Source organism: Jongsikchunia kroppenstedtii DSM 45133 (genome assembly GCF_000380485.1).
Taxonomy (GTDB): Bacteria; Actinomycetota; Actinomycetes; order Mycobacteriales; family Mycobacteriaceae; genus Jongsikchunia; species Jongsikchunia kroppenstedtii.
In genome coordinates this window covers 80,205-99,999 of sequence record NZ_AQYG01000039.1, presented here as the reverse complement: position 1 = coordinate 99,999, position 19,795 = coordinate 80,205, and the positions used below count along the sequence as shown (strand labels likewise).

The following is a 19,795-nucleotide window of genomic DNA, read 5'->3' as shown; positions in this document are numbered from 1 at the left end:
GGTTTTCTGAGGAGGGACCATGACGATCGCCACCGCGACGGTCGAGCCCGGGATCGTGACGGTGACGGTCGACTTTCCCCCGGTCAACGCGCTGCCGTCGGCAGCCTGGTTCGAGTTGGGCGACGCCATCACGGCCGCCGGACGCGACATGAACACGCGGGTGGTGATCCTGCGCGCCGAGGGACGCGGCTTCAACGCCGGCGTCGACATCAAGGAAATGCAGGCCACCGAGGGTTATGACGCCCTCATCGGCGCCAACCGCGGCTGCGCCCACGCCTTCGCCGCCGTCTACGACTGCGCGGTCCCGGTGATCGTCGCGGTCAACGGCTTCTGCGTCGGCGGTGGCATCGGCCTGGTCGGCAACGCCGACTGCATCGTCGCCTCCGACGATGCGATCTTCGGCCTGCCCGAGGTCGAGCGCGGTGCGCTCGGCGCGGCCACGCACCTCGCGCGCCTGGTCCCGCAGCACATGATGCGCACGCTCTACTACACGGCGCAGAACGCGACCGCGCAGCAGCTGCACCAGTTCGGCTCGGTCTACAACGTGGTCCCGCGTGCCGAGCTGGACGAGGCGGCCCTGGAGGTCGCACGCAAGATCGCCGCCAAGGACACCCGGGTGATCCGGGCCGCCAAGGAAGCGATCAATGGCATCGACCCGGTCGACGTGAAGACCAGCTACCGACTCGAGCAGGGCTACACCTTCGAGCTGAATCTGGCGGGCGTGGCCGACGAGCACCGCGACGAATTCGTGAAGACGGGGAAGGCGAAGGAGAACTGATGGCAACCGATAAGACCAGCAGCCTCGACGAGATCATCGGCGAGCTGTCCAGCGGAATGACGATCGGCATCGGCGGCTGGGGCTCCCGGCGCAAGCCGATGGCCCTGGTCCGCGCGCTCGCCCGGTCGGAGATCGCCGACCTGACGGTCGTCACCTACGGCGGCCCGGATCTCGGATTGCTCTGTGCCGCAGGCAAGGTCCGCAAGGCGTACTACGGCTTCGTGTCGCTCGACTCGCCGCCGTTCTACGACCCGTGGTTCGCCCACGCGCGCACCACCGGCGCCATCGAGTCGCGCGAGATGGACGAGGGCATGGTGAAGTGCGGCCTCGAGGCCGCCGCCGCACGCCTCCCGTTCCTGCCGATCCGCGCAGGTCTCGGCAGCGATGTCCGCACCTTCTGGGGCGACGAATTGCGCACCGTCGCTTCGCCGTACGACGACGGCGAGACCCTGATCGCGATGCCGGCCCTCAACCTGGATGCCGCCTTCGTGCACCTGGATCTGGCCGACAAGCACGGCAACGCCGCGTACACCGGCGTCGACCCGTACTTCGATGATCTGTACCTGGCCGCGGCCCAGCGCCGCTACCTCGAGACCGACCGCATCGTCGAGACCGAGGAGCTGGTGAAAACCGTTCCGACGCAGCGACTGCTGCTCAACCGGATGAACGTCGACAAGGTCGTCGAGACCCCGAACGGCGCCCACTTCACCTTCGCGGGCGAGTACAAGCGCGACGAGAAGTTCCAGCGGTTCTATGCCGAGTCGGCGAAGGATCCGGAGTCGTGGAAAGTCTTCAGCGACCGGTTCCTGGCCGTCGACGAGGCCGAATACCAGAAGCAGGTCAAGCTGTGGCAGGAGGAGCAGGCATGAGTGAAGTGACTTTGGCCGACATCTGTGTGGTGGCGTGTGCCGAGATCTTCTCGGGCGCAGGCGAGATCATGGCGTCGCCGATGGCGACCACCCCGCTGATCGGCGCGCGACTCGTGCGTCTGACCACCGAGCCCGACCTGCTGATCACCGACGGTGAGGCACTGATCTTCGCCGACACCCCGGCCGTCGGCGCCAAGGGCGACATCGAGGGCTGGATGCCGTTCCGCAAGGTGTTCGACGTCGTCGCGTCGGGCCGTCGCCATGTGGTCATGGGCGCCAACCAGATCGACCGGTTCGGCAACCAGAACCTGAGCGCCTTCGGCCCGCTGCAGCAGCCGACGCGTCAGATGTTCGGCGTGCGCGGTGCACCGGGCAACACCATCAACCACCCGACGTCGTATTGGGTTGCGCGACACAGCAAGCGCGTATTCGTCGACCAGGTCGACATCGTCTCGGGCGTCGGCTACGACAAGGCCGATCCGCAGAACCCCGCCTACCGGGATCTGAACATTCACCGCGTGGTGACCAACCTCGGCGTGTTCGACTTCGGCGGACCGGACCACACGATGCGGGCGCTGTCGCTGCATCCGGGTGTCACGGCCGACGAGGTCGCGGCGAACACCAGCTTCGAGATCGCCGGACTGGCCGAGGCGGGCACCACCCGCCTGCCGTCCGACGAGGAGCTGCGCATCATCCGCGAGGAGCTGGACCCGAAGGGCCTGCGCAGCAAGGAAGTTCCCCAGCCGGAGGCTGCTAAGTGAGCACGGCCGGAGGGCGCAATGAGGCGCCGACGATCAACACCCGGTTCACCGAGCTGGTCGGGATCAAGTACCCGATCGTGCAGACCGGTATGGGCTGGGTCTCCGGCCCAGCGCTGACATCGGCCACCGCGAACGCCGGCGGGCTGGGCATCCTGGCATCGGCGACGATGACCTACGAGGAGCTCGAGGTCGCGATCGCCAAGACCAAGAAGCTCACCGACAAGCCGTTCGGCGTCAATATCCGCGCCGACGGCAGCGACGCACCCGAGCGGATCGATCTGCTGATCCGCGAGGGCGTCAAGGTCGCGTCCTTCGCGCTGGCTCCGAAGAAGGAGCTCATCGCCAAGCTGAAAGACAATGGCGTCGTCGTCATTCCGTCGATCGGCGCGGCAAAGCACGCCGTCAAGGTGGCCTCCTGGGGCGCCGACGCGGTGATCGTGCAGGGCGGTGAGGGCGGCGGCCACACCGGACCGGTCGCCACCACCCTGCTGCTGCCGAGCGTGCTGGATGCGTTGGGCGACGACGGGATTCCGGTTGTCGCCGCGGGCGGCTTCTTCGACGGTCGCGGCCTCGTCGCCGCGCTGGCGTATGGCGCCGAGGGCGTCGCGATGGGTACTCGATTCCTGCTCACCAGCGACAGCTCGGTGCCGGATTCGGTCAAGGAGGAGTACCTCAAGCGCGACCTGTTCAACGGAACGGTGGTGTCGCGCAAGGTCGATGGCATGCCGCACCGCGTGCTGCGCACCGAGCTGGTCGACAAGCTCGAGGACGGCAGCACGATCGGCGGCACCGTCGCCGCGGTCGGCAACGCCAACCGGTTCAAGAAGATGACCGGCATGAAGTGGTCGACCATGCTGAAGGACGGTCGCACGATGCGTAAGTCGGGCGAGCGCACCTGGCAGCAGGTGATCATGGCCGGCAACACCCCGATGTTGCTGAAAGCCGGTCTGGTCGAAGGCAATACCGAGGCCGGCGTGCTGGCCTCGGGTCAGGTGGTCGGCATGATCGACGATCTGCCGAGCTGTGACGAGCTGATCCAGCAGATCATGACGCAGGCCCACGAACGCCTCGCGAAACTCAAGTCGCTGTAACCCGGTCGACGACAGGCCCCGGCGGAATCGATTCCGCCGGGGCCGTTTTCGTCTGTCCGGGGTTTGCGGCGCGTCTCAGGCGACGATGCCGTCGAGCACGATATGCAGGTACTGCTCGGCGACCTGGTCCGCGGTCAGCGTGCCGCCGGGTCGGTACCAGCGCACGGCGACCCACACCGTGTCGCGCATGAACCGGTACACCATGCGGGTGTCCAGATCGCTGCGGAAAGTGCCGTCGGCGATTCCGCGTTCGAGCATTCCGAGCCACAGCTGCCGGAATTCGATGTTCCGGTCCTTGATGTAGGCGAAGCGTTCCTGCGCCACCAGCCGCTTGGCCTCGTCCTGGTAGATCGCGACCGCGTTGTGATCACGCTCGATGGACGCGAAGCTCGCGACCACCAGCTGGGTGAACGTCTCGCGCGAGGACAGGCCGGCCGCGACGATCTCCCGGTATTGCGCGAACAGTTCATCGAGGAATCGGCGCAGGATCTCGTCGACCATCGACTCTTTGGAATCGAAGTGGTGATACAGGCTGCCGGACAGAATGCCTGCGGCGTCGGCGATGTCGCGCACGGTCGTGTTGCGCAATCCCTGCTCGGCGAACATCTGGCCGGCCATCGCCAACAGCTCTTCGCGCCGCGACGTCTTTGCGTTCGGCCCGCTTGTCAAGACAACCTCCCGGATACACCCATCGCCTCCACCCTAGCAAGCGCTTGGTTGCCTGGCTGTGTATGGCCGCTTAGGTTTGGAAACCTACCAGCGGATACGACGACAGAAGGGCAGCCATGACAGGCAGTGACGCAACCGAGGTGCCGATCGGCGGTGACGGCGACGTTCTCGCCGAACTGCGTGGACACGTTCTGATCGTCACCATCAACCGTCCCGACGCCCGCAACGCGGTCAGCGCGAACGTCACCCTGGGGATCGGCGAGGCGCTCGACTACGCCGAGGCGACGACCGACGTGTGGGTCGTCGTTCTGACCGGCGCGGGCGACAAGTCGTTCTGTGCCGGGCAGGACCTCAAGGAGGCCGCGCAGGGCAAGTTCCTGGCCGACGAGCGCGCCGCGCGCTGGGGCTTCGCCGGCTTCGTGCAGCACGCGATCTCCAAGCCGATCATCGCCGCGGTCAACGGCTTCGCACTCGGCGGCGGCACCGAGCTGGTGCTCGCGAGCGACCTCGCCGTCGCGGCCGACACCGCGGCCTTCGGCCTGCCCGAGGTCAAGCGCGGCCTGGTCGCCGCGGCCGGCGGCGCCTTCCGGCTCGGCCGCCAGATCCCGCCGAAGATCGCCATGGAGGCGATGCTGACCGGCCAGCCCATCTCGGCCGAGCAGGCGCTGACGCTCGGCCTGGTCAATCGCGTCGTCCCCGGCGACAAGCTGATCGATGAGGCGCTCGCCCTGGCCGACGCGATCATGGTGAACGCGCCCGTCGCCGTCCAGTCCACCAAGCGCATCGCCCGCGGTATCACCGACGGCGCCATTCCGGCGGAGGCTCCCGACTGGGAGCGCACCGGCACCGCCAGCGCCGCCGCCTTCACCTCCGCCGACGCCGCAGAGGGGCTGATGGCATTCGCGGAGAAGCGCGCACCGCGCTGGCAGGGCAAGTAGCCGATCTCGTTGGAGTCCTGACACATACGGCCCGTCGAGGAGACATTCTCCTCGACGGGCCGTATGTGTCAGGCTCCAGCGGCGCTAGCCTCGAATCAGGATCGATACATCTCGACATGAGCGCCGGCGGCCACACCGACACTGAATGGTCCGAGGCAGGATGCCGACCCGTGGCCAGACGGACCGAAGGAACCGCCCCAGGATCCGCGATACGGACCAAAAGCCATGAGCGGAAACGCGTTCGGCACACCGTGCAGACCATTGCACTCGACCACGACCGTGTACTCCCGGCCCGCCGGGGCGTTGTGGTCATGGCATGTCGCAGTGGCGCTGACCAGGTCCCGGGTGACGGTGCAATCCTGCGGTCCGGCCTGCGCGGTGCCGGCGCCGACCATCACACCAAGCCCCAGACCGGATGCGGCCAGGGCGGATCCGGCGGCAACGGCTACTGATCGTTTCATCGACACCCTTCCGAAAGCGAACAAAACACCCGTCCTATGGATGTCGATCGTCGCCCGCCGGATCGTTACCGGCCGCAGGCCGGCCCTAGCGCTGCAGCTTCTTCTGCGCCCGCGCCGTGAGCTTGCGCCACATCTTGAGCTGCATATTGGTCAGCCGGATGTCCTTCGGCGCGAACGGCGCCGACAGCAGCTCGGCGACCGACAGCGGCATCTTGGAGATCGCCACCGCGCGCGCATGCGAGAACGTGTCGAAACCGTACTTGCCGTGGTAACCGCCCATGCCGCTCTTGCCGACGCCGGCGAACTGCAGATTCGGCCCGAAGAGGTTGAGCGCGAAGTCATTCGCGTTGATCGACCCGCTGCGCGTGCTGTCCTGCAGCGTCTTGAAACGCTCGTTCTCCGGCCCGTACCAATACATCGTCAGTGGATGCGGATGGCTGGCGATATGGCTGATCGCCTCGCTGAGTTCGCGGTACGGATAGACCGTAAGCACCGGACCGAAGACCTCGTCCTCCTCGATCTTCATGCCGGCCTTGACGCCAGTCAGCAGCGTCGGCGGGATCTTGCGGACCTCGGCGTCGGGCAGCCGCTCGCCGGGCGGGATCACCTGATGCTTGGTGGCGCCAAGCTTCTCGGCGTCGTCGATCAGGTCGACGATGCGCTCGTAGTTCTTGGTGTTGATGGTGGCGGTGTAGTCGCCGTTGTCGCGGATCGACGGGTTGGTCTCGCGCCAGCGCGCCAGCACCTTGTCGGTGAACTCGCCGATCTTGTCCTCGGGGACGAAGACGTAGTCCGGGCACAGGCACACCTGGCCGCTGTTGACCAGACGCGAGTCGGCGATGCGCTTGGCCGCCTTGTCGAGGTCGGCGTCCTTGTCGACGACGACCGGGTTCTTGCCGCCCAGCTCCAGCGTGACCGGCACCAGGTTCTTACCGGCCTCGGTCGCCACCGACGCGCCGACCTCGGGCGAGCCGGTGAAGAACATGTGGTCGACCTTGAGCTTCGCGAAGTCCGAGCCCGAGCCGTACTTGCTCGTCACGACCGCCAGCTCCTCCACCGAGAAGTAATCGGACGCGTGCCGCGCGATCACGTCGGTGGTGCGCTTGGTGATCGACGACGGCCGCAGCAGCACACGGTTGCCGGCCGCCAAGGCGGCACCGGCCGGCACGAAGGTGAGCTGCAGCGGGAAGTTCCAAGGCCCCATGATCGCCACGACGCCGAGCGGATCGTGCCGCACCTGCTGCTTGAGACCCATCGTCGCGAGGATCTTGCCGGGCGCCTCGGTCGCCATCCACTTGGTCAGGTGTCGCTTCTGATGCGCGATGTCGAGCATGCAGCCGACCACATCGGTCGCGATCGACAGCTCCCGCGGACGCGAACCGAAGTCGGCGGTCAGCGCCTCGGCGATCTCCTCGGCGTGATCGAGCAGCAGCGCCTGCAGGCGGTTGATCCGGTCGATCCTCGTCCGAGCATCAGGGATGCCGTCGCGCAGGAACGCCGCGCGCTGGATTTCCACCAGCTCCTCGAGCGTGTGCTGCTCCGAGGACGGTTGCACGTCGGCTGCTGCGCCGACGTTGGCTGCGCTGGTATCGGCCGGTTTGGTCATGAGATGCCCTTCTGGTGACGACTGTGTCCGCTCCAGTATGCGGCAAGTCACAGATCGTTATCCAGTCCGAGCGCTCGCTCCGGACAGAAAGCGGTCGTGACCAGCGATCATACAATTGAAATTCGCGATACTTCGACTATTACGCTTAGATAACGAACTAGAGTTTTTGTGCGATTTTTTGAACACGAGTCCGTAACGTCGGCTCCGTCCGATTGGAGCCAATCGGGCGGAACATCCTCCTAGAGAAAGAAGCGTGAAAATGGCAGATGGTCCGATCCGGATGGAAATCGACTTCATCACCCCGATCCTCGAGGCACTGGGTGCCGGATCGAGCGGCGACAGCGGAAGCGCTTCCGGCTCGTAGCCACTTTGAAGGCTGATCGGTGGGCCGCTTCGTCACTCGACGAGGCGGCCCACCTGTCTGTCGACCCGCATTGACAAGAAGGCCTCGATGGCACACATCATCACCCTCGACGAGGGCCACCTGCGACCCGCGGTCGCCGTCATGGCGCAAGGCATCGGCCAGATCCCGCTGTACCAGTGGCTCCTCGGCGAGCATGTCGACGATCCCGAGAAGCTCGAATGGCTGGCCGAACTTCTGCTGCGGCCGCTGCTTCGCGTCGGCTGCGCCGCCGGCGCGGAAGAGGACGGCCGCCTCGTCGGAGTGCTGGCCTGGCAGCCGCATGACGTCGACCTCTCCCCCGACGGACAGCCGCCGCTGACGCCGGCCGATGTCGCCGTCGCCGCTCGAACCCCTGGGCTCCGGGAACGCCTGCTCGAACTCTGGACGAGCCCGCCACTGCCGTCGCCGGTCGACGACGCGGTCAACTGCTTGTTCGTCGCGCTGCTCCCGGAGGCCCGGGGCGGACGGGCCCTACTCGATCTGATGCGGACGGTCGAAGCGTTCTGTCACGAGCGGAATCGGCCGTTCTACGCCTGGACCGGATCGCCGGCTCTCCGCGACTGGTTCATATCCGGCTGGAACACAGCCGAATTCGCCACCACCGAACGGAACGGCATCACCATGTACGGGGTCGTCTCCGATCGCCCGCCGATCCCGAAGACCGTGCCGCGCGATCGCGACGTGCGCGCCTGACCCGCAGGCCCGAACGCCGCTAGCGCCAGCGGGCCAGCAGTTCGTTCGACCGCTCGGTGAGCACCATCTGCCAGATCGGGCCGAAGCTGATCCGTCCCGCGCCGGCCGCGGCGAGCGCCGCCAGATCGCCCGTGGCCGGGTTGGCGATCGCGTTGACCGGCAGCGGGAGCCCGTCCGCGAGCCGTCGAAGCGTGTCGTCGTCGTGGAACCCCACCGGGTACAGCGAGTCGGCACCGGCGTCGACGCAGAGCTGCATGCGCGCGATGGCCCGATCGACCCGATCGGACTCGTCGCCGACCTGATTCTTGAAGATGTCTGTGCGAGCGTTGATCACCACCGGAACGCCCGCCGCGTCGGCGGCCGCCCGCAGCGCGGCCACGAGATCGGCGTGCTCCTGCGCGTCGCGGAACCGGCCGCCCTCGGAGTGCACCGTGTCCTCGATGTTCAGGCCGACGGCGCCGGCGCCGAGCAGCCCCTCGATCAGCCGCTCCGGCGATTGCCCGTACCCGGATTCGATATCCACCGACACCGGCACCGATACGGCACCGGTGATCTGGGCGACGCGCGTCATGGCCTCCTCGAAGGTCATCCCCTCGCCGTCGGCGCGGCCGACGGAATCGGCCATCGGATGCGAGCCCACGGTGAGGGCCGAAAACCCCGCGGCCACCGCGGTATTCGCCGACCAGGCATCCCATGTGGTCGGCAGGACGACGGGGTCGCCCTTGCGGTGCAGGGACTTGAGGGTGGCGGCGAGATCAGCGAGGGAGGTCATGGCGCCAGTCTGGCATGACGGAGCAGCGATGCACACCGTTCTCGGTGTGCATCGCTGCGTCGTGGTGGTGTCAGGCGCCGATCGCTCGGCCCAGCTGCGGCCAGGACTTGTGCAGCTGGTCCTGCCAGTACGGCCACGAGTGCGTGCCGCCCAGCGGCCGGTCGACGGTGACCGGAATATTCAGCTGGTGCAGACGCGACGCGAGCTCTTCGGTGCACAGCCGCGTGGCCGCCTCGATGGTGCCGCCGACGACCATCCGGTCGGCCAGCGTGCTCGGGTCCGGCACCACCCCGAGGTTGTCATGCTCACCCGGCAGGCCGGTCGCGGCGCTCAGGTACAGCGACATTCCGCGCAGTTCGCCCGCGCGCAGCACCGGGTCGTTCTGCTTCCACAGCGGGCCGCCGTACTGGCCCCACATGTTGCGGGCATCGCCGCCGCCACGCACCTCGATCACGAGCCGCATATAGAGGATGCCGTACTCACTGGAGGTGCTGGCGCAGCCGCTGTACGAGCCGACCGCCTTGTAGAGGCCCTTGTGCTGGATCGCCAGATTCAGCACCGACGTGGCCGACGACGAGATGCCGGCGATCGCGTTCACGCCGGTGGTCTTATAAGTGCCGTTGATCGCGGCCGGCAGCTCCTTGCCGAGGAATGTCGACCACTTGTTGACGCCGAGCTTCTTGTCGGGCTTGATCCAGTCGGTGTAGTAGGTGAAGGCGCCCTGCATCGGGATCACCACGTACACCTGCTTATTGGCGAAGAACTTCACGATGTCGGTGTTGTGCTGCCAGGTCGCGGTGTCCTCGCCGCCGCCCGCGCCGTTCAGCAGGTACAGCACCGGCGCCGGCCGTGACTGATCCTTGGGCTTGAGGATTGTCAGCGGGATGTTGCGATCCATCGCTGCGGAATGAACGACGATGTTCGACTCCCGCGGGCTGACGTCGCTGGATGCGGTGACGCCGGACGGCGCCGCCAATCCGGGACCGGCGGCCAGACCGGTCAGCAACAGGGCGGCCGAGGACAGGACCCCGGCGAGACGAACACGGTGTGAGAACTTCACAAACTCTCCTTGGGCGCGGTGATGCGCGATGAATTTTTCAGAGGGACGACGCGGAATTCAAGAATCGGTGACCGGCGCCGACACCAGCCCGTACAAGGTGGCACCGTCGGCGACCTCGACGGTGGCGTAGAGGGTCAGGTTCCAGCCGCGGGCGAAGCCGTCGCGCAGCTCTTCGCGTCCGGTCCAGACAAAGAACTGTCGGCGATGGGTTGCGCAGTAATGCTCGACCGGCTCCATGAGCCGGTGCAGCACACCGGCACTGCGCGCGTCCGGTCGCACCGCCGCGATCGGCACGCCGACCGCGTCGGGCCCGGGCGGCGGCAACGGATCGCGCGACCAGAGATCGACGAGTCGTCGTGCCATCTCCGGCCGCTGCACGAGTCGCTGCGCGTCCTCTGCGACCTGGGTGCCGGCACTCGCCTCGCGATCGCCGGGCGCATGCCAGGCGAGCACGCCGTCGAGCCGGTCGCCATCGAAGACGCCGAGCACCCGGCCGGACAGCAGCATCGGGCGCAGGATCACCGTGGCCAGCACCGCGCGCGCCTCCGGATCGGCGGCGTCGCCGCCGAGCACCCAGTCGAACAATGGCATCTCGACCAGCGCGTCACCGGTCAGGCGCGCGGCCTCGGCAAGTTCGGCGACCCGGAGCGGACGGGCGGGGCCAGCGGACACAGAAGACGGGCCGCGACGCAGAGAATGCGTCGCGGCCCGTCGTCCGATGTCAGATTCTGACAATGCCCAGTCGACGGGTCAGGCCGTCGGGCCCATGCTGCCGGTACCAGCCTGGCTGCCGCCCTGGTCGTTCGAGCCGGCCTGGCCGAGCACAGCGTTGACGGTGGCCAGCAGCTGGGTGAGGCCGCTGAGATCTGGGAGGTTGGACATAGTGAAGCCTTTCTCAAACAGGTTGTGGCAGTCACAGGCAGTGATCGATATGAGTTCGATCACCCGGATTAGTGACCGGTTCAAACTACATGCCCGGGGTGCCCCACTCCAAACCGGATGTCGAGAATATTCCACTCAACGGGAGAAATTTCGTGTACTATCGCGAACCCTGCAGCGCACAGCGTCGCAAACAGCCATTCCGCCGACACGAAAAAACGCGCGGCCCGGGTCACCTGACCCAGAGCCGCGCGTGTGTTGGTTTGCAGTGAGTGTCAGCTCAGCCGCTCGATGATGGTGACATTGGCGGTCCCGCCGCCTTCACACATCGTCTGGAGGCCGTACTTGCCGCCGACGCGCTCGAGTTCGTTGAGCAGGGTGGCGAACAGCTTGGCGCCGGTGGCGCCGAGCGGATGACCGAGGGCGATGCCGCCGCCGTTGGGGTTGACGCGGGCCGGGTCGGCGCCGGTCTCCTTGAGCCACGCCAGGACGACGGGCGCGAAGGCCTCGTTGATCTCCACGACGTCGATGTCGTCGATCGACATCCCCGTCTTCTCCAGGGCGTACTTGGTGGCGGGGACGGGCGCCGACAACATCATCACCGGGTCGTCGCCGCGCACGCTGATGTGGTGGATCCGCGCCCGCGGCTTGAGGCCGTACTCCTTGAGCGCCTTCTCGGACACCACGAGGGTGGCGGAGGCACCGTCGCAGATCTGCGAGGCGACCGCGGCGGTCAGGTCCGAGCCCTCGGCGAGCACGTCGAGCGACGCCATCTTCTCCAGCGAGGTCTCCCGCGGGCATTCGTCGACGACGCAGTCGCCCAGGGCCACGTATTCGTTGTCGAAGCGGCCGGCCGCGATGGCCGCCTTGGCGCGCTGATGCGACTGCAGCGACCACTGCTCCATGTCGAGGCGGCTGATGTCCCACTTCTTGGCCATCATGTCGGCGCCGACGAACTGGCTGATCTCGGCGTCGCCGAACCGCTCGGTCCAGCCCTTCGACTCGGCCGTCGGCGTGGTGAAGCCGAACTCCTGGCCGGCGATCATCGCCTGGCTGATCGGGATGGCGCTCATGTTCTGCACGCCGCCGGCGAGCACCACGTCCTGCGTGCCGCTCATCACGGCCTGCGCCGCGAAATGGATTGCCTGCTGCGATGATCCGCACTGGCGGTCGACCGTGGTGCCGGGCACGCTCAGCGGCCCCCCGGCGGCGAGCCAGGCGGTGCGACCGATGTTGCCGGCCTGCGGGCCGATGGTGTCGACACAGCCGAAGACGACGTCGTCGACGACGTTCGGGTCGATGCCGGTGCGATCGAGGATCGCCTTGATGACGTGGGCGCCCATGTCTGCCGGGTGCACCTTCGCCAGCGAACCGTTGCGCTTGCCGACCGGCGTGCGGACGGCGTCGACGATGTAGGCCTGTGGTGTGCTCATCGGATCTCTCCCCTTACTGGTGAGGGCTATAGAAATTATGCTCGCTGGCTGGAGATCGAGACGATCTCGCCGGTGAGGTAGGTGGTGTAGTCACTGGCGAGCATCGCGATGGTGGCGGCGATCTCCCAGACCTCGGCCGCGCGACCGTAGGCCTCGCGCGATGCCAGGTCGTCGAGCAGTTCTTCGCTGGTCACCTTGGCCAGGAACGGATGCCGCGCGATCGACGGCGCGACCGCGTTGATGCGCACGCCGTATTCGGCGGCCTCGATGGCCGAGCAGCGGGTCAGCGCCATGACGCCGGCCTTGGCCGCCGCGTAATGCGCCTGCGAATGCTGTGCGCGCCAACCCAATACCGATGCGTTGTTCACGAGGACCCCGCCCCGTCCGACGGACTTGAAGTAGCGCAGCGCGGCTCGGGTGGCGCGGAAGGTGCTGTTCAGCGTGATGTCGAGGACGCGGTCCCACTGCTCGTCGGTCATGTCGACGACCGGCGTCTCGCCGCCGAGTCCGGCGTTGTTGACGAGCACATCGATGCGCCCCAGCTTTTCTGCGGACGCCGCGATCAGCGCGTCGACCTGCTCGGTGCTGGAGACGTCGCAGACGAAGGATTCGACCTGCTGCGAACCGAATTCGCCCTTCAGGTTCTCGACGGTCTCGCCGAGACGACGCTCGTGAAAGTCGGACACCAGCACGTCGGCGCCCTCGAGCAGCGCCCGGCGCGCGGTGGCGAAGCCGATGCCGGTGCCGGCGGCGGCGGTCACGACGACCTTCTTGCCGGCCAGCAGATCGTGTCCGCCGATCTCCTCGGGAATAGCGGCCAGGGGTGACTTGGTCATTCAGCTGCCTCTCTTAGCGGGCTTCGCAGTGGATGGAGTGCAAGGTGCCCGCAACGTCTACGGATGCGGACCGGATTCGGCTCGCCATCAGCGGGCCTCTCGCGGAAGGCCGAGCACGCGCTCGGCAATGATGTTGCGCTGCACCTCATTCGAGCCGCCGTAGATCGTGTCGGCGCGCGTGAAGAGAAACAGTCGCTGAGCCTCGTCTAGTTCGACATGCTCGGGGTCTGACAGGTCGTTGGGCTTACCCTCGGACGTGGCGTCCGGCCCGATCAGCGAGGCCGGTCCGGTCACGTCGACGGCCAGCTCGCCGAGCGAGCGATGCCAGTTGGCCCACAACAGCTTCGACACCGAGGCGTCGGCGCCGGATCCCGCGGTCTCGACCGTCGCGAGGGTGCGCGCGGCATGTGCCTTGATGACGCGCAGCTCCAGCCAGGCGCGGGCGATGCGCTCGCGGATCGACGGAATCCGATCGGCCCCATTGGCTTTCGCGGTGGCGACGATCCCGTCCAGCTCACGGGCGAACCCGACCTGCTGGCCGAGCGTCGAGACGCCGCGCTCGAACTGCAGGAGCCCCATCGCGACGCCCCAGCCGTCCCCGGGCGCGCCGACGACCAACGACTCGTCGGTCTCGGCATCATCGAAGAAGACCTCGTTGAACTCGGAGGTGCCGGTGAGCTGCTGGATCGGTCGCACGGTGACGCCGTCCTGGTGCAGCGGCACCAGGAGAAAGCTCAGTCCCTTGTGCCGGCTCGAACCCGGCTCGGTGCGGCAGATGACGAACGCCCACTCGGCGACATGCGCCAGCGAGGTCCACACCTTCTGCCCGTTGACGATCCACTTGCCGTCGCGCAGCTCGGCCGTCGTCGACACGTTCGCGAGATCGGACCCGGCGCCCGGTTCGCTGTAGCCCTGCGCCCACAGCACCGTCGAGTCGGCGATGCCGGGCAGGAAGCGGGCCTTCTGCTCCTCGGTGCCGAACTCGATCAGCGTCGGGCCGAGCAGTTCTTCACCGATGTGGTTGACCCGCGCCGGCGCCCCGGCGCGCGCGTATTCCTGATGGAACGCGATGCGCTGCTCGATGGTCGCGCCGCGGCCGCCGTATCGGGTGGGCCAGCCGAGGCAGGTCAGTCCGTTGGCCGCGAGATGCTGGTCCCAGCGCAGACGCGCGTCGTGGAACTCATGCTCGCTGCCCGGGCCGCCACGACCACGCAATTCGGCGAATTCTCCGACGAGGTTCGCCGACAACCAGTCGCGGACGGCGACGACGAAATCATCCATCGAATCGGCGTAATCGCCGAGATCGACACTACGGTCGACGAGTGCGGTGGCGATGTTCACGCAGCCAACCTACCAAGCATTTGCTAGGTTTTGTATCTCGGGTGTCCTGAGCAGGGGTATAAGCGCACGCTATTGGAGGATTTGTGTCCGGATCTGAAGTCCGTTCAGCGACCGATGTCGCCGACGTCGATGCAGTTACGACGACGACGCAGGCGCTGCGGCGGGCCGCGGCGCTGTGGCCCGAGCGCACCGCCGTCATCGACGACCAGTGGGGCGAGCCGGTCACGCTCACCTGGGCCCAGCTGCACGCCGAGGCACGCACCTTCGCCGCCGGCCTCATCAACCAGGGCGTCGACGCCGGCGACCGCGTCGCCGTGTGGGCGCCGAACAGCTTCCACTGGCCGATCGCCGCACTGGGCGTCCACTACGCCGGCGCCACCCTGGTGCCGCTGAACACCCGCTACACCGCGCCGGAGGCGCTGGAGATCCTCGAGCGCACCCACGCGAAGGGCCTCGTCGTCGTCGGCGCCTTCCTCGGCGTCGAGAAGTTCGACGATCTGGTCGCCGCGGCGGGCGGTTCGCTGGACGTCGACTCGCTCGACCTCGCGGCGGTCATCCGTATCCGCCTCGACGCCGATGACGTCCACCGCGACGGCACCCTCGACTGGAACGACTTCCAGTCGGCCGCATCGGCACTCGACGCCGCCGCGGCCGAGCGCCGCGCGGATGCGGTCGCGCCCACCGACATCTCCGACATCCTGTTCACCTCCGGGACCACCGGACGGTCGAAAGGTGTTCTGGCGCAGCATCAGCAGACGATCAACGGGTCGCGGGCCTGGGGTCGCAACGGGCGGATCAATCCGGACGATCAGTATCTGATGCTCAACCCGTACTTCCACACCTTCGGCTACAAGGCCGGAATCCTGGTGTGCACCCTGTTCGGCGCCACCATGCTGCCGCTGGCGGTGTATTCGACCGAGGCGGCGATGACGCTGGCGCAGTCACGCAAGGCGACGGTCTTTCCGGGCGCGCCCACCATCTTCCAGACGATCCTCGACGACCCGAAGCGGTCCGAATTCGATCTCTCCTCGGTGCGACTGGTCGTCACCGGCGCGTCGATCGTGCCCGTCGTCCTGGTCGAGCGGATCCAGCAGGATCTCGGCGTAGACACGGTCATCACCGCCTACGGCCTCTCCGAGACCAGCGGATTCGTGTCGACCTGTACACCGGACGACGATGACGAGACCGTCGCCAACACCTGCGGCCGGGCCTTCGAGGGCATGGAGATCTCCCTGTCGGATCAGGGCGAGGTGCTCGCTCGCGGCAAGATGGTGATGCAGGGCTACCTGGACGATCCCGATGCGACCGCGGCCGCGATCGACGCCGACGGCTGGCTGCACACCGGCGATATCGGGACCATCGACGAGCATGGCAATCTGCGGATCACCGACCGACTCAAGGACATGTACATCAGCGGCGGATTCAACGTCTATCCCGCCGAGATCGAGCAGGCGCTCTCGCGGCTGGACGGCGTCACCGAAGCCGCCGTCATCGGCGTTCCGGACGAGCGGCTCGGCGAGATCGGCAAGGCGTATCTCACCGTGCGCGAAGGTGTTTCGGTCACCGAGGACGAGGTGATCGCCTTCGCCAAGGAACGCCTGGCCGGGTTCAAGGTGCCGCGCTCGGTGGTCTTCGTCGACCAGTTCCCGCGCAACGCCGCGGGCAAGATCCTCAAGCGCGACCTGGCCTGACGACCGCGCACCGCCTGCGTCCGATCAGCCGGAGGTGTAGCGGGAGATCGTGGTGGTGTTGATCTTCCACAGCCCGGCGTCGTCGAGATTCCAGTCGGTGCCGGAGTCGAGCGGATAGGTCCACACCTTCTGCAGCGTCGTCAGGTCGAACGCCGCGATCGCCACGACGGTGTGCGATCCGGGCGCGGACGAGATCCGGTACACCGCCGACTTACCGTCGCTGCCCATCAGCGCATCGCTGCTGACCAGATCGATGGTGCCGTACGCGTGCCCGCTGCGCAGGTCGAAGACGGTGTCGCTGTAGCCGTTGTCGATCGGGATGGAGAACACCCGGTCGCCGTTGCAGCGGTCGTTGCGCAGCCCGCCGTCCAAGGTGGTGCGCCACAACAGCTTTCCGCTGACCGGGTCGAGCACCCCGAGCGTTTCGCCCTTGCCCGATGCGGTGCTCTGATAGACCACGACCCCGCTGCAGTCGAAGCTGGCGCTGAACGGGTCGTAGTTGGTCTGGCTGGTGGCCTGCCAGTCGTCACGGTTGACGGTGACCTGACGGCCGCCCGCGTCATACAGCGCGACCTCGTTCGGACCGCCGCCGGACGGGATCGAACTCACGGCGAATCCGTTGTAGAACATGGTGATCCGGTTGAAGCCGGAGCTGCGTCCACCCGTCGAATAGACCACGTGGCCGTCCGTGCCGCGCACCACCTGCCCCTGCGAGCTGTTCTGGATCGCGACCAGGCCGGTCGACCGCGACACCAGCGGCGTCTGGTAGAGGTCCCCGCCGACATGCCAGCGCTGCGTGCCGTCCGGGCCGTAGCCGTAGACATCCGTCGCATCCGATCCATAGGCCGACACGTAGACGATCCACGTCGAATCGACCGCGGCGATGTCGATCAACCCGGCCGGCACCCGGATCTGTTTGCGAATCGAACCGTCGGTCCCCGAGATGAAGTACACCGAGGCCTGGTCGTCTCCGAGGGACGACGACTTGCACAGCACGTCGCCGAAGTCGGTCACCCAGCACCCGTTTGCATTGGGCACCGGGGTCGGGCGCGGCCAGTGCGGGCGCCCGTCGGCCACGTTCACCGCCATCACCTGGTTGTCGCCGTCGGTGTGGGCACCGAGCACCGCGATTCCGCCACCCGAACTCGTGTAGCCGATGTCGTGGGCACTCGAGCCGAACACGTCCGATCCCGCCGCCGTCCACCGCTGCACCGGCTGCGTCGGCAGCGAGGCGGTGAACGGTCCGCCGGCCGTTCCGGCCGGGCCCGCGCTGACGCCCGCCGATCCCTTGACCGGGATGCCGACCAGTGCCAACACCGTCGCGACGACCGCGACCACCACCGCCACGGCGATCGCGATGCCGAGCCATCGATACGCCGACTGCGCCGACGGTCCGCGGGTCACGGGTCCGGGTGCCGGATGTGTCACTGGAGTCTCCTCGCCGAACATGCAACAGCGGCCACCGGGACACCCGGCGGCCGCTGTCGATTATCTGTGAAGGCTCAATGCGCCGCGTTATATGCGTCCATGACTTCCTGAGAGATACGGCCCCGTGCCGAGACCTCGTAGCCGTTCTTCTTTCCCCAGTCGCGCACTACCGCGGTCTGCTCGCGATCCACCGACGCGCGGGAACCCAGGCTCTTGCCACGCTTGCGGCCGCCGACCCGCCGACCGTGCTCGACCCACTTGGCCAGGTCTTTGCGGAGCTTATCGGCGTTCGATGACGACAGATCGATCTCGTACGTCACACCGTCCACACCGAATTCCACGGTCTCGTCGGCGGTCTTGGTGTCGTCGACGTCGTCGACCAGCGTGACCGTGACCTTCTTTGCCATTGCGCCATTCTCCAATTAATTCGGAAACAGTGGCGAGTTATTCTCGCTGTCCGCAACAGTAACCGGAATGGAGAAACATTTCCACCGGAAGGGATGTGTAATTAATCCGGACTAACGCCGGCGGTCTTACCGCACAGTTGGCTTGACGAGCGGAAACAGAATGGTTTCGCGAATACCCAGGCCGGTCAGCGCCATCAACAGTCGATCGATACCCATCCCGGTACCGGTCGTGGGCGGCATTCCGTGTTCCATCGCGGCGAGGAACTCCTCGTCCAGCACCATCGCCTCATCGTCGCCGGCCGCAGCGAGGCGTGCCTGGTCGACAAACCGTTCCCGCTGGATTACCGGATCCACCAACTCCGAATATCCGGTCGCGAGTTCGAATCCGCGAACATACAGGTCCCACTTCTCCACCACGCCCGGCACGCTGCGATGCGCGCGCACCAGTGGTGACGTCTCGACCGGGAAATCGCGGACGAACACCGGCTCCGACAATGTCGAGCCGACCAAATGCTCCCACAATTCCTCGACGAGCTTTCCGTGGCCGTAGCCGCGATCGCGCGGCACCTCCAGGCCCACCTTGGCGGCCAGGGCCAGCAGGTCGGCGACGGTCGTCTCCGGCGTGATCTCGACACCGGCGGCCGCGGACAGCGACGGATACATCTCGAGCGAGGTCCACTCGCCGGAAAGATCGTATTCGGTGCCATCCGGCATGGTCGGCGTCAAAGTGCCGATCGATCCCTGCGCGACTTCCTGGATCAACTCACGCATCATCCGGGCCGAATCGTCGTATGTGCCGTAGGCCTCGTATGTTTCGAGCATTGCGAACTCCGGCGAATGCGTTGAATCGGCCCCTTCATTGCGGAAGTTCCGATTGATCTCGTAGACCTTCTCAAATCCGCCGACGACCGCCCGCTTCAAGAACAGCTCCGGGGCGATTCGCAGATAGAGATCGATGTCGAAGGCGTTCGAATGCGTCACGAACGGACGAGCGGCCGCACCGCCGTGCAGCGTCTGCAGCATTGGGGTCTCGATTTCCAGGAACCCGCGACGATCGAGCGCGGCCCGCAACTCGCGGAGCACGGCGACACGCGTTCGCGCGGTTTCCCGCGCCCCAGGCCGCACGATCAAGTCCACATAGCGCTGCCGGACGCGGGACTCCTCATTCATTTCCTTGTGCGCGACCGGCAACGGGCGCAGCGACTTTGATGCCATTCCCCATTCGGCGGCCATGACGCTCAATTCGCCCGTGCGCGAACTGATCACCTCGCCGCGAACGAAGACGAAATCGCCGAGATCGACATCGGCCTTCCAGGCCGCGAGCGCCTCCTCGCCGACGCCGGCGAGGCTGATCATGACCTGCAGCTGGGTGCCGTCGCCCTCCTGCAGGGTGCCGAAGCAGAGCTTTCCCTTGTTCCGGACGAAGATCACCCGACCCGCGACGGCGACGATGTCACCCGTCTCGGTGCCGGCCTCCAGATCCGGGTACTGCTCGCGGATCTGCGCCAACGTGTGCGTGCGCGGAACGTCGACCCGATACGCGTCTCCGCCGGCGGCGATGAGTCGATCGCGCTTCTCCAGGCGAATCCGCTGCTGCTCGGGTACCTGATCGGCGACGCCGGCCGGGCTGTCAGATGTTGCGGTGGGCTGCTGCGAATCCGTCACAGATGCACAGCGTA

20 protein-coding genes are annotated in these 19,795 nt (G+C 66.8%); 7 read left to right on the top strand and 13 right to left on the bottom strand.

Features of this window, described 5'->3' with window-relative positions; genetic code table 11:
- Positions 1 to 19 precede the first annotated feature (19 nt).
- Genes echA20 through G341_RS0104705 form a run of 4 tightly spaced genes read left to right on the top strand, consistent with a single transcriptional unit; the run spans position 20 to position 3,499 of the window.
- Positions 20 to 778 (top strand): (7aS)-7a-methyl-1,5-dioxo-2,3,5,6,7,7a-hexahydro-1H-indene-carboxyl-CoA hydrolase, encoded by a 759-nt coding sequence (gene echA20, locus G341_RS0104720; protein WP_018177963.1) that lies wholly within the window; start codon positions 20 to 22, stop codon positions 776 to 778.
- A complete protein-coding gene (locus G341_RS0104715; RefSeq protein ID WP_018177962.1) occupies positions 778 to 1,647 on the top strand; it encodes a CoA transferase subunit A in 870 nt (289 codons plus the stop codon). The genes echA20 and G341_RS0104715 overlap by 1 nt, the downstream gene beginning before the upstream one ends.
- Positions 1,644 to 2,408: a CoA-transferase subunit beta gene (locus tag G341_RS0104710; RefSeq protein WP_026303255.1), complete on the top strand. Its 765-nt coding sequence runs from the start codon at positions 1,644 to 1,646 to the stop codon at positions 2,406 to 2,408. The genes G341_RS0104715 and G341_RS0104710 overlap by 4 nt, the downstream gene beginning before the upstream one ends.
- Positions 2,405 to 3,499 carry an NAD(P)H-dependent flavin oxidoreductase gene (locus tag G341_RS0104705; RefSeq protein WP_018177960.1) on the top strand — a complete coding sequence of 365 codons (1,095 nt, stop codon included), beginning with the start codon at positions 2,405 to 2,407 and terminating at the stop codon, positions 3,497 to 3,499. Before G341_RS0104710 ends, G341_RS0104705 begins: the two co-directional genes overlap by 4 nt.
- A 75-nt stretch (positions 3,500 to 3,574) precedes the next feature.
- Here G341_RS0104705 and G341_RS0104700 read toward each other — a convergent pair whose 3' ends face one another.
- On the bottom strand, positions 3,575 to 4,117 hold the full coding sequence (locus G341_RS0104700) for a TetR/AcrR family transcriptional regulator (protein WP_018177959.1): 543 nt from the start codon (positions 4,115 to 4,117) through the stop codon (positions 3,575 to 3,577).
- 167 nt (positions 4,118 to 4,284) lie between these two features.
- Between G341_RS0104700 and G341_RS0104695 the strand changes: the two genes are divergently transcribed.
- Positions 4,285 to 5,106, top strand: a complete 822-nt coding sequence (locus tag G341_RS0104695) for a crotonase/enoyl-CoA hydratase family protein (RefSeq protein ID WP_018177958.1) — start codon at positions 4,285 to 4,287, stop codon at positions 5,104 to 5,106.
- Positions 5,107 to 5,201: 95 nt separating this feature from the next.
- On the opposite strand, the gene G341_RS0104690 is transcribed toward G341_RS0104695, so the two are convergent.
- Entirely contained in the window at positions 5,202 to 5,567 is a 366-nt protein-coding gene (locus tag G341_RS0104690) for a hypothetical protein (RefSeq protein WP_245556911.1), read from the bottom strand.
- 85 nt (positions 5,568 to 5,652) lie between these two features.
- Positions 5,653 to 7,173, bottom strand: coding sequence for an aldehyde dehydrogenase family protein (locus G341_RS0104685; RefSeq protein WP_018177956.1), 1,521 nt, complete (start codon positions 7,171 to 7,173; stop codon positions 5,653 to 5,655).
- A gap of 451 nt (positions 7,174 to 7,624) precedes the next feature.
- On the opposite strand from G341_RS0104685, the gene G341_RS0104675 reads away from it, so the two are divergent.
- Positions 7,625 to 8,269 (top strand): hypothetical protein, encoded by a 645-nt coding sequence (locus G341_RS0104675; protein WP_018177955.1) that lies wholly within the window; start codon positions 7,625 to 7,627, stop codon positions 8,267 to 8,269.
- Positions 8,270 to 8,288: 19 nt separating this feature from the next.
- Here the strand turns inward: G341_RS0104675 and G341_RS0104670 are convergent, their stop codons facing one another.
- The 7 genes from G341_RS0104670 to G341_RS0104640 form a co-directional block, all read right to left on the bottom strand.
- Positions 8,289 to 9,041, bottom strand: a complete 753-nt coding sequence (locus tag G341_RS0104670) for an isocitrate lyase/PEP mutase family protein (RefSeq protein WP_018177954.1) — start codon at positions 9,039 to 9,041, stop codon at positions 8,289 to 8,291.
- Between the two features lie 70 nt (positions 9,042 to 9,111).
- Positions 9,112 to 10,101 (bottom strand): alpha/beta hydrolase, encoded by a 990-nt coding sequence (locus tag G341_RS0104665; RefSeq protein WP_018177953.1) that lies wholly within the window; start codon positions 10,099 to 10,101, stop codon positions 9,112 to 9,114.
- 57 nt (positions 10,102 to 10,158) lie between these two features.
- A complete protein-coding gene (locus G341_RS20975; protein WP_018177952.1) occupies positions 10,159 to 10,773 on the bottom strand; it encodes a hypothetical protein in 615 nt (204 codons plus the stop codon).
- A gap of 78 nt (positions 10,774 to 10,851) precedes the next feature.
- Positions 10,852 to 10,983 (bottom strand): hypothetical protein, encoded by a 132-nt coding sequence (locus G341_RS24265; RefSeq protein WP_281171100.1) that lies wholly within the window; start codon positions 10,981 to 10,983, stop codon positions 10,852 to 10,854.
- Between the two features lie 272 nt (positions 10,984 to 11,255).
- Complete coding sequence (locus G341_RS0104650) at positions 11,256 to 12,413, bottom strand: acetyl-CoA C-acetyltransferase (RefSeq protein WP_018177950.1); 1,158 nt, start codon at positions 12,411 to 12,413, stop codon at positions 11,256 to 11,258.
- Between the two features lie 35 nt (positions 12,414 to 12,448).
- Positions 12,449 to 13,249 (bottom strand): SDR family oxidoreductase, encoded by an 801-nt coding sequence (locus tag G341_RS0104645; protein ID WP_018177949.1) that lies wholly within the window; start codon positions 13,247 to 13,249, stop codon positions 12,449 to 12,451.
- 87 nt (positions 13,250 to 13,336) lie between these two features.
- Positions 13,337 to 14,530, bottom strand: coding sequence for an acyl-CoA dehydrogenase family protein (locus tag G341_RS0104640; RefSeq protein WP_051092650.1), 1,194 nt, complete (start codon positions 14,528 to 14,530; stop codon positions 13,337 to 13,339).
- A gap of 143 nt (positions 14,531 to 14,673) precedes the next feature.
- On the opposite strand from G341_RS0104640, the gene G341_RS0104635 reads away from it, so the two are divergent.
- Complete coding sequence (locus tag G341_RS0104635) at positions 14,674 to 16,281, top strand: FadD3 family acyl-CoA ligase (RefSeq protein ID WP_018177947.1); 1,608 nt, start codon at positions 14,674 to 14,676, stop codon at positions 16,279 to 16,281.
- A 24-nt stretch (positions 16,282 to 16,305) separates the two neighbouring features.
- Here G341_RS0104635 and G341_RS0104630 read toward each other — a convergent pair whose 3' ends face one another.
- The 3 genes from G341_RS0104630 to lysS all read right to left on the bottom strand — a co-directional run bounded on the left by G341_RS0104630 (position 16,306) and on the right by lysS (position 19,781).
- The gene (locus G341_RS0104630) at positions 16,306 to 17,709 is read right to left on the bottom strand and encodes an outer membrane protein assembly factor BamB family protein (RefSeq protein ID WP_162140699.1); all 1,404 of its coding nucleotides are present in this window, start codon (positions 17,707 to 17,709) and stop codon (positions 16,306 to 16,308) included.
- Between the two features lie 74 nt (positions 17,710 to 17,783).
- Positions 17,784 to 18,116, bottom strand: coding sequence for a histone-like nucleoid-structuring protein Lsr2 (locus G341_RS0104625; protein ID WP_018177945.1), 333 nt, complete (start codon positions 18,114 to 18,116; stop codon positions 17,784 to 17,786).
- 126 nt (positions 18,117 to 18,242) lie between these two features.
- The gene (gene lysS / locus G341_RS0104620; protein WP_018177944.1) at positions 18,243 to 19,781 is read right to left on the bottom strand and encodes a lysine--tRNA ligase; all 1,539 of its coding nucleotides are present in this window, start codon (positions 19,779 to 19,781) and stop codon (positions 18,243 to 18,245) included.
- Positions 19,782 to 19,795: the final 14 nt, after the last annotated feature.

Coding starts and splice junctions, on each gene's coding strand:
- echA20 (WP_018177963.1), top strand. CDS start 20: ATGACGATCGCCACCGCGACGGTCGAGCCCGGGATCGTGACGGTGACG.
- G341_RS0104715 (WP_018177962.1), top strand. CDS start 778: ATGGCAACCGATAAGACCAGCAGCCTCGACGAGATCATCGGCGAGCTG.
- G341_RS0104710 (WP_026303255.1), top strand. CDS start 1,644: ATGAGTGAAGTGACTTTGGCCGACATCTGTGTGGTGGCGTGTGCCGAG.
- G341_RS0104700 (WP_018177959.1), bottom strand. CDS start 4,117: ATGGCCGGCCAGATGTTCGCCGAGCAGGGATTGCGCAACACGACCGTG.
- G341_RS0104695 (WP_018177958.1), top strand. CDS start 4,285: ATGACAGGCAGTGACGCAACCGAGGTGCCGATCGGCGGTGACGGCGAC.
- G341_RS0104690 (WP_245556911.1), bottom strand. CDS start 5,567: ATGAAACGATCAGTAGCCGTTGCCGCCGGATCCGCCCTGGCCGCATCC.
- G341_RS0104685 (WP_018177956.1), bottom strand. CDS start 7,173: ATGACCAAACCGGCCGATACCAGCGCAGCCAACGTCGGCGCAGCAGCC.
- G341_RS0104675 (WP_018177955.1), top strand. CDS start 7,625: ATGGCACACATCATCACCCTCGACGAGGGCCACCTGCGACCCGCGGTC.
- G341_RS0104670 (WP_018177954.1), bottom strand. CDS start 9,041: ATGACCTCCCTCGCTGATCTCGCCGCCACCCTCAAGTCCCTGCACCGC.
- G341_RS24265 (WP_281171100.1), bottom strand. CDS start 10,983: ATGTCCAACCTCCCAGATCTCAGCGGCCTCACCCAGCTGCTGGCCACC.
- G341_RS0104650 (WP_018177950.1), bottom strand. CDS start 12,413: ATGAGCACACCACAGGCCTACATCGTCGACGCCGTCCGCACGCCGGTC.
- G341_RS0104645 (WP_018177949.1), bottom strand. CDS start 13,249: ATGACCAAGTCACCCCTGGCCGCTATTCCCGAGGAGATCGGCGGACAC.
- G341_RS0104640 (WP_051092650.1), bottom strand. CDS start 14,530: ATGGATGATTTCGTCGTCGCCGTCCGCGACTGGTTGTCGGCGAACCTC.
- G341_RS0104625 (WP_018177945.1), bottom strand. CDS start 18,116: ATGGCAAAGAAGGTCACGGTCACGCTGGTCGACGACGTCGACGACACC.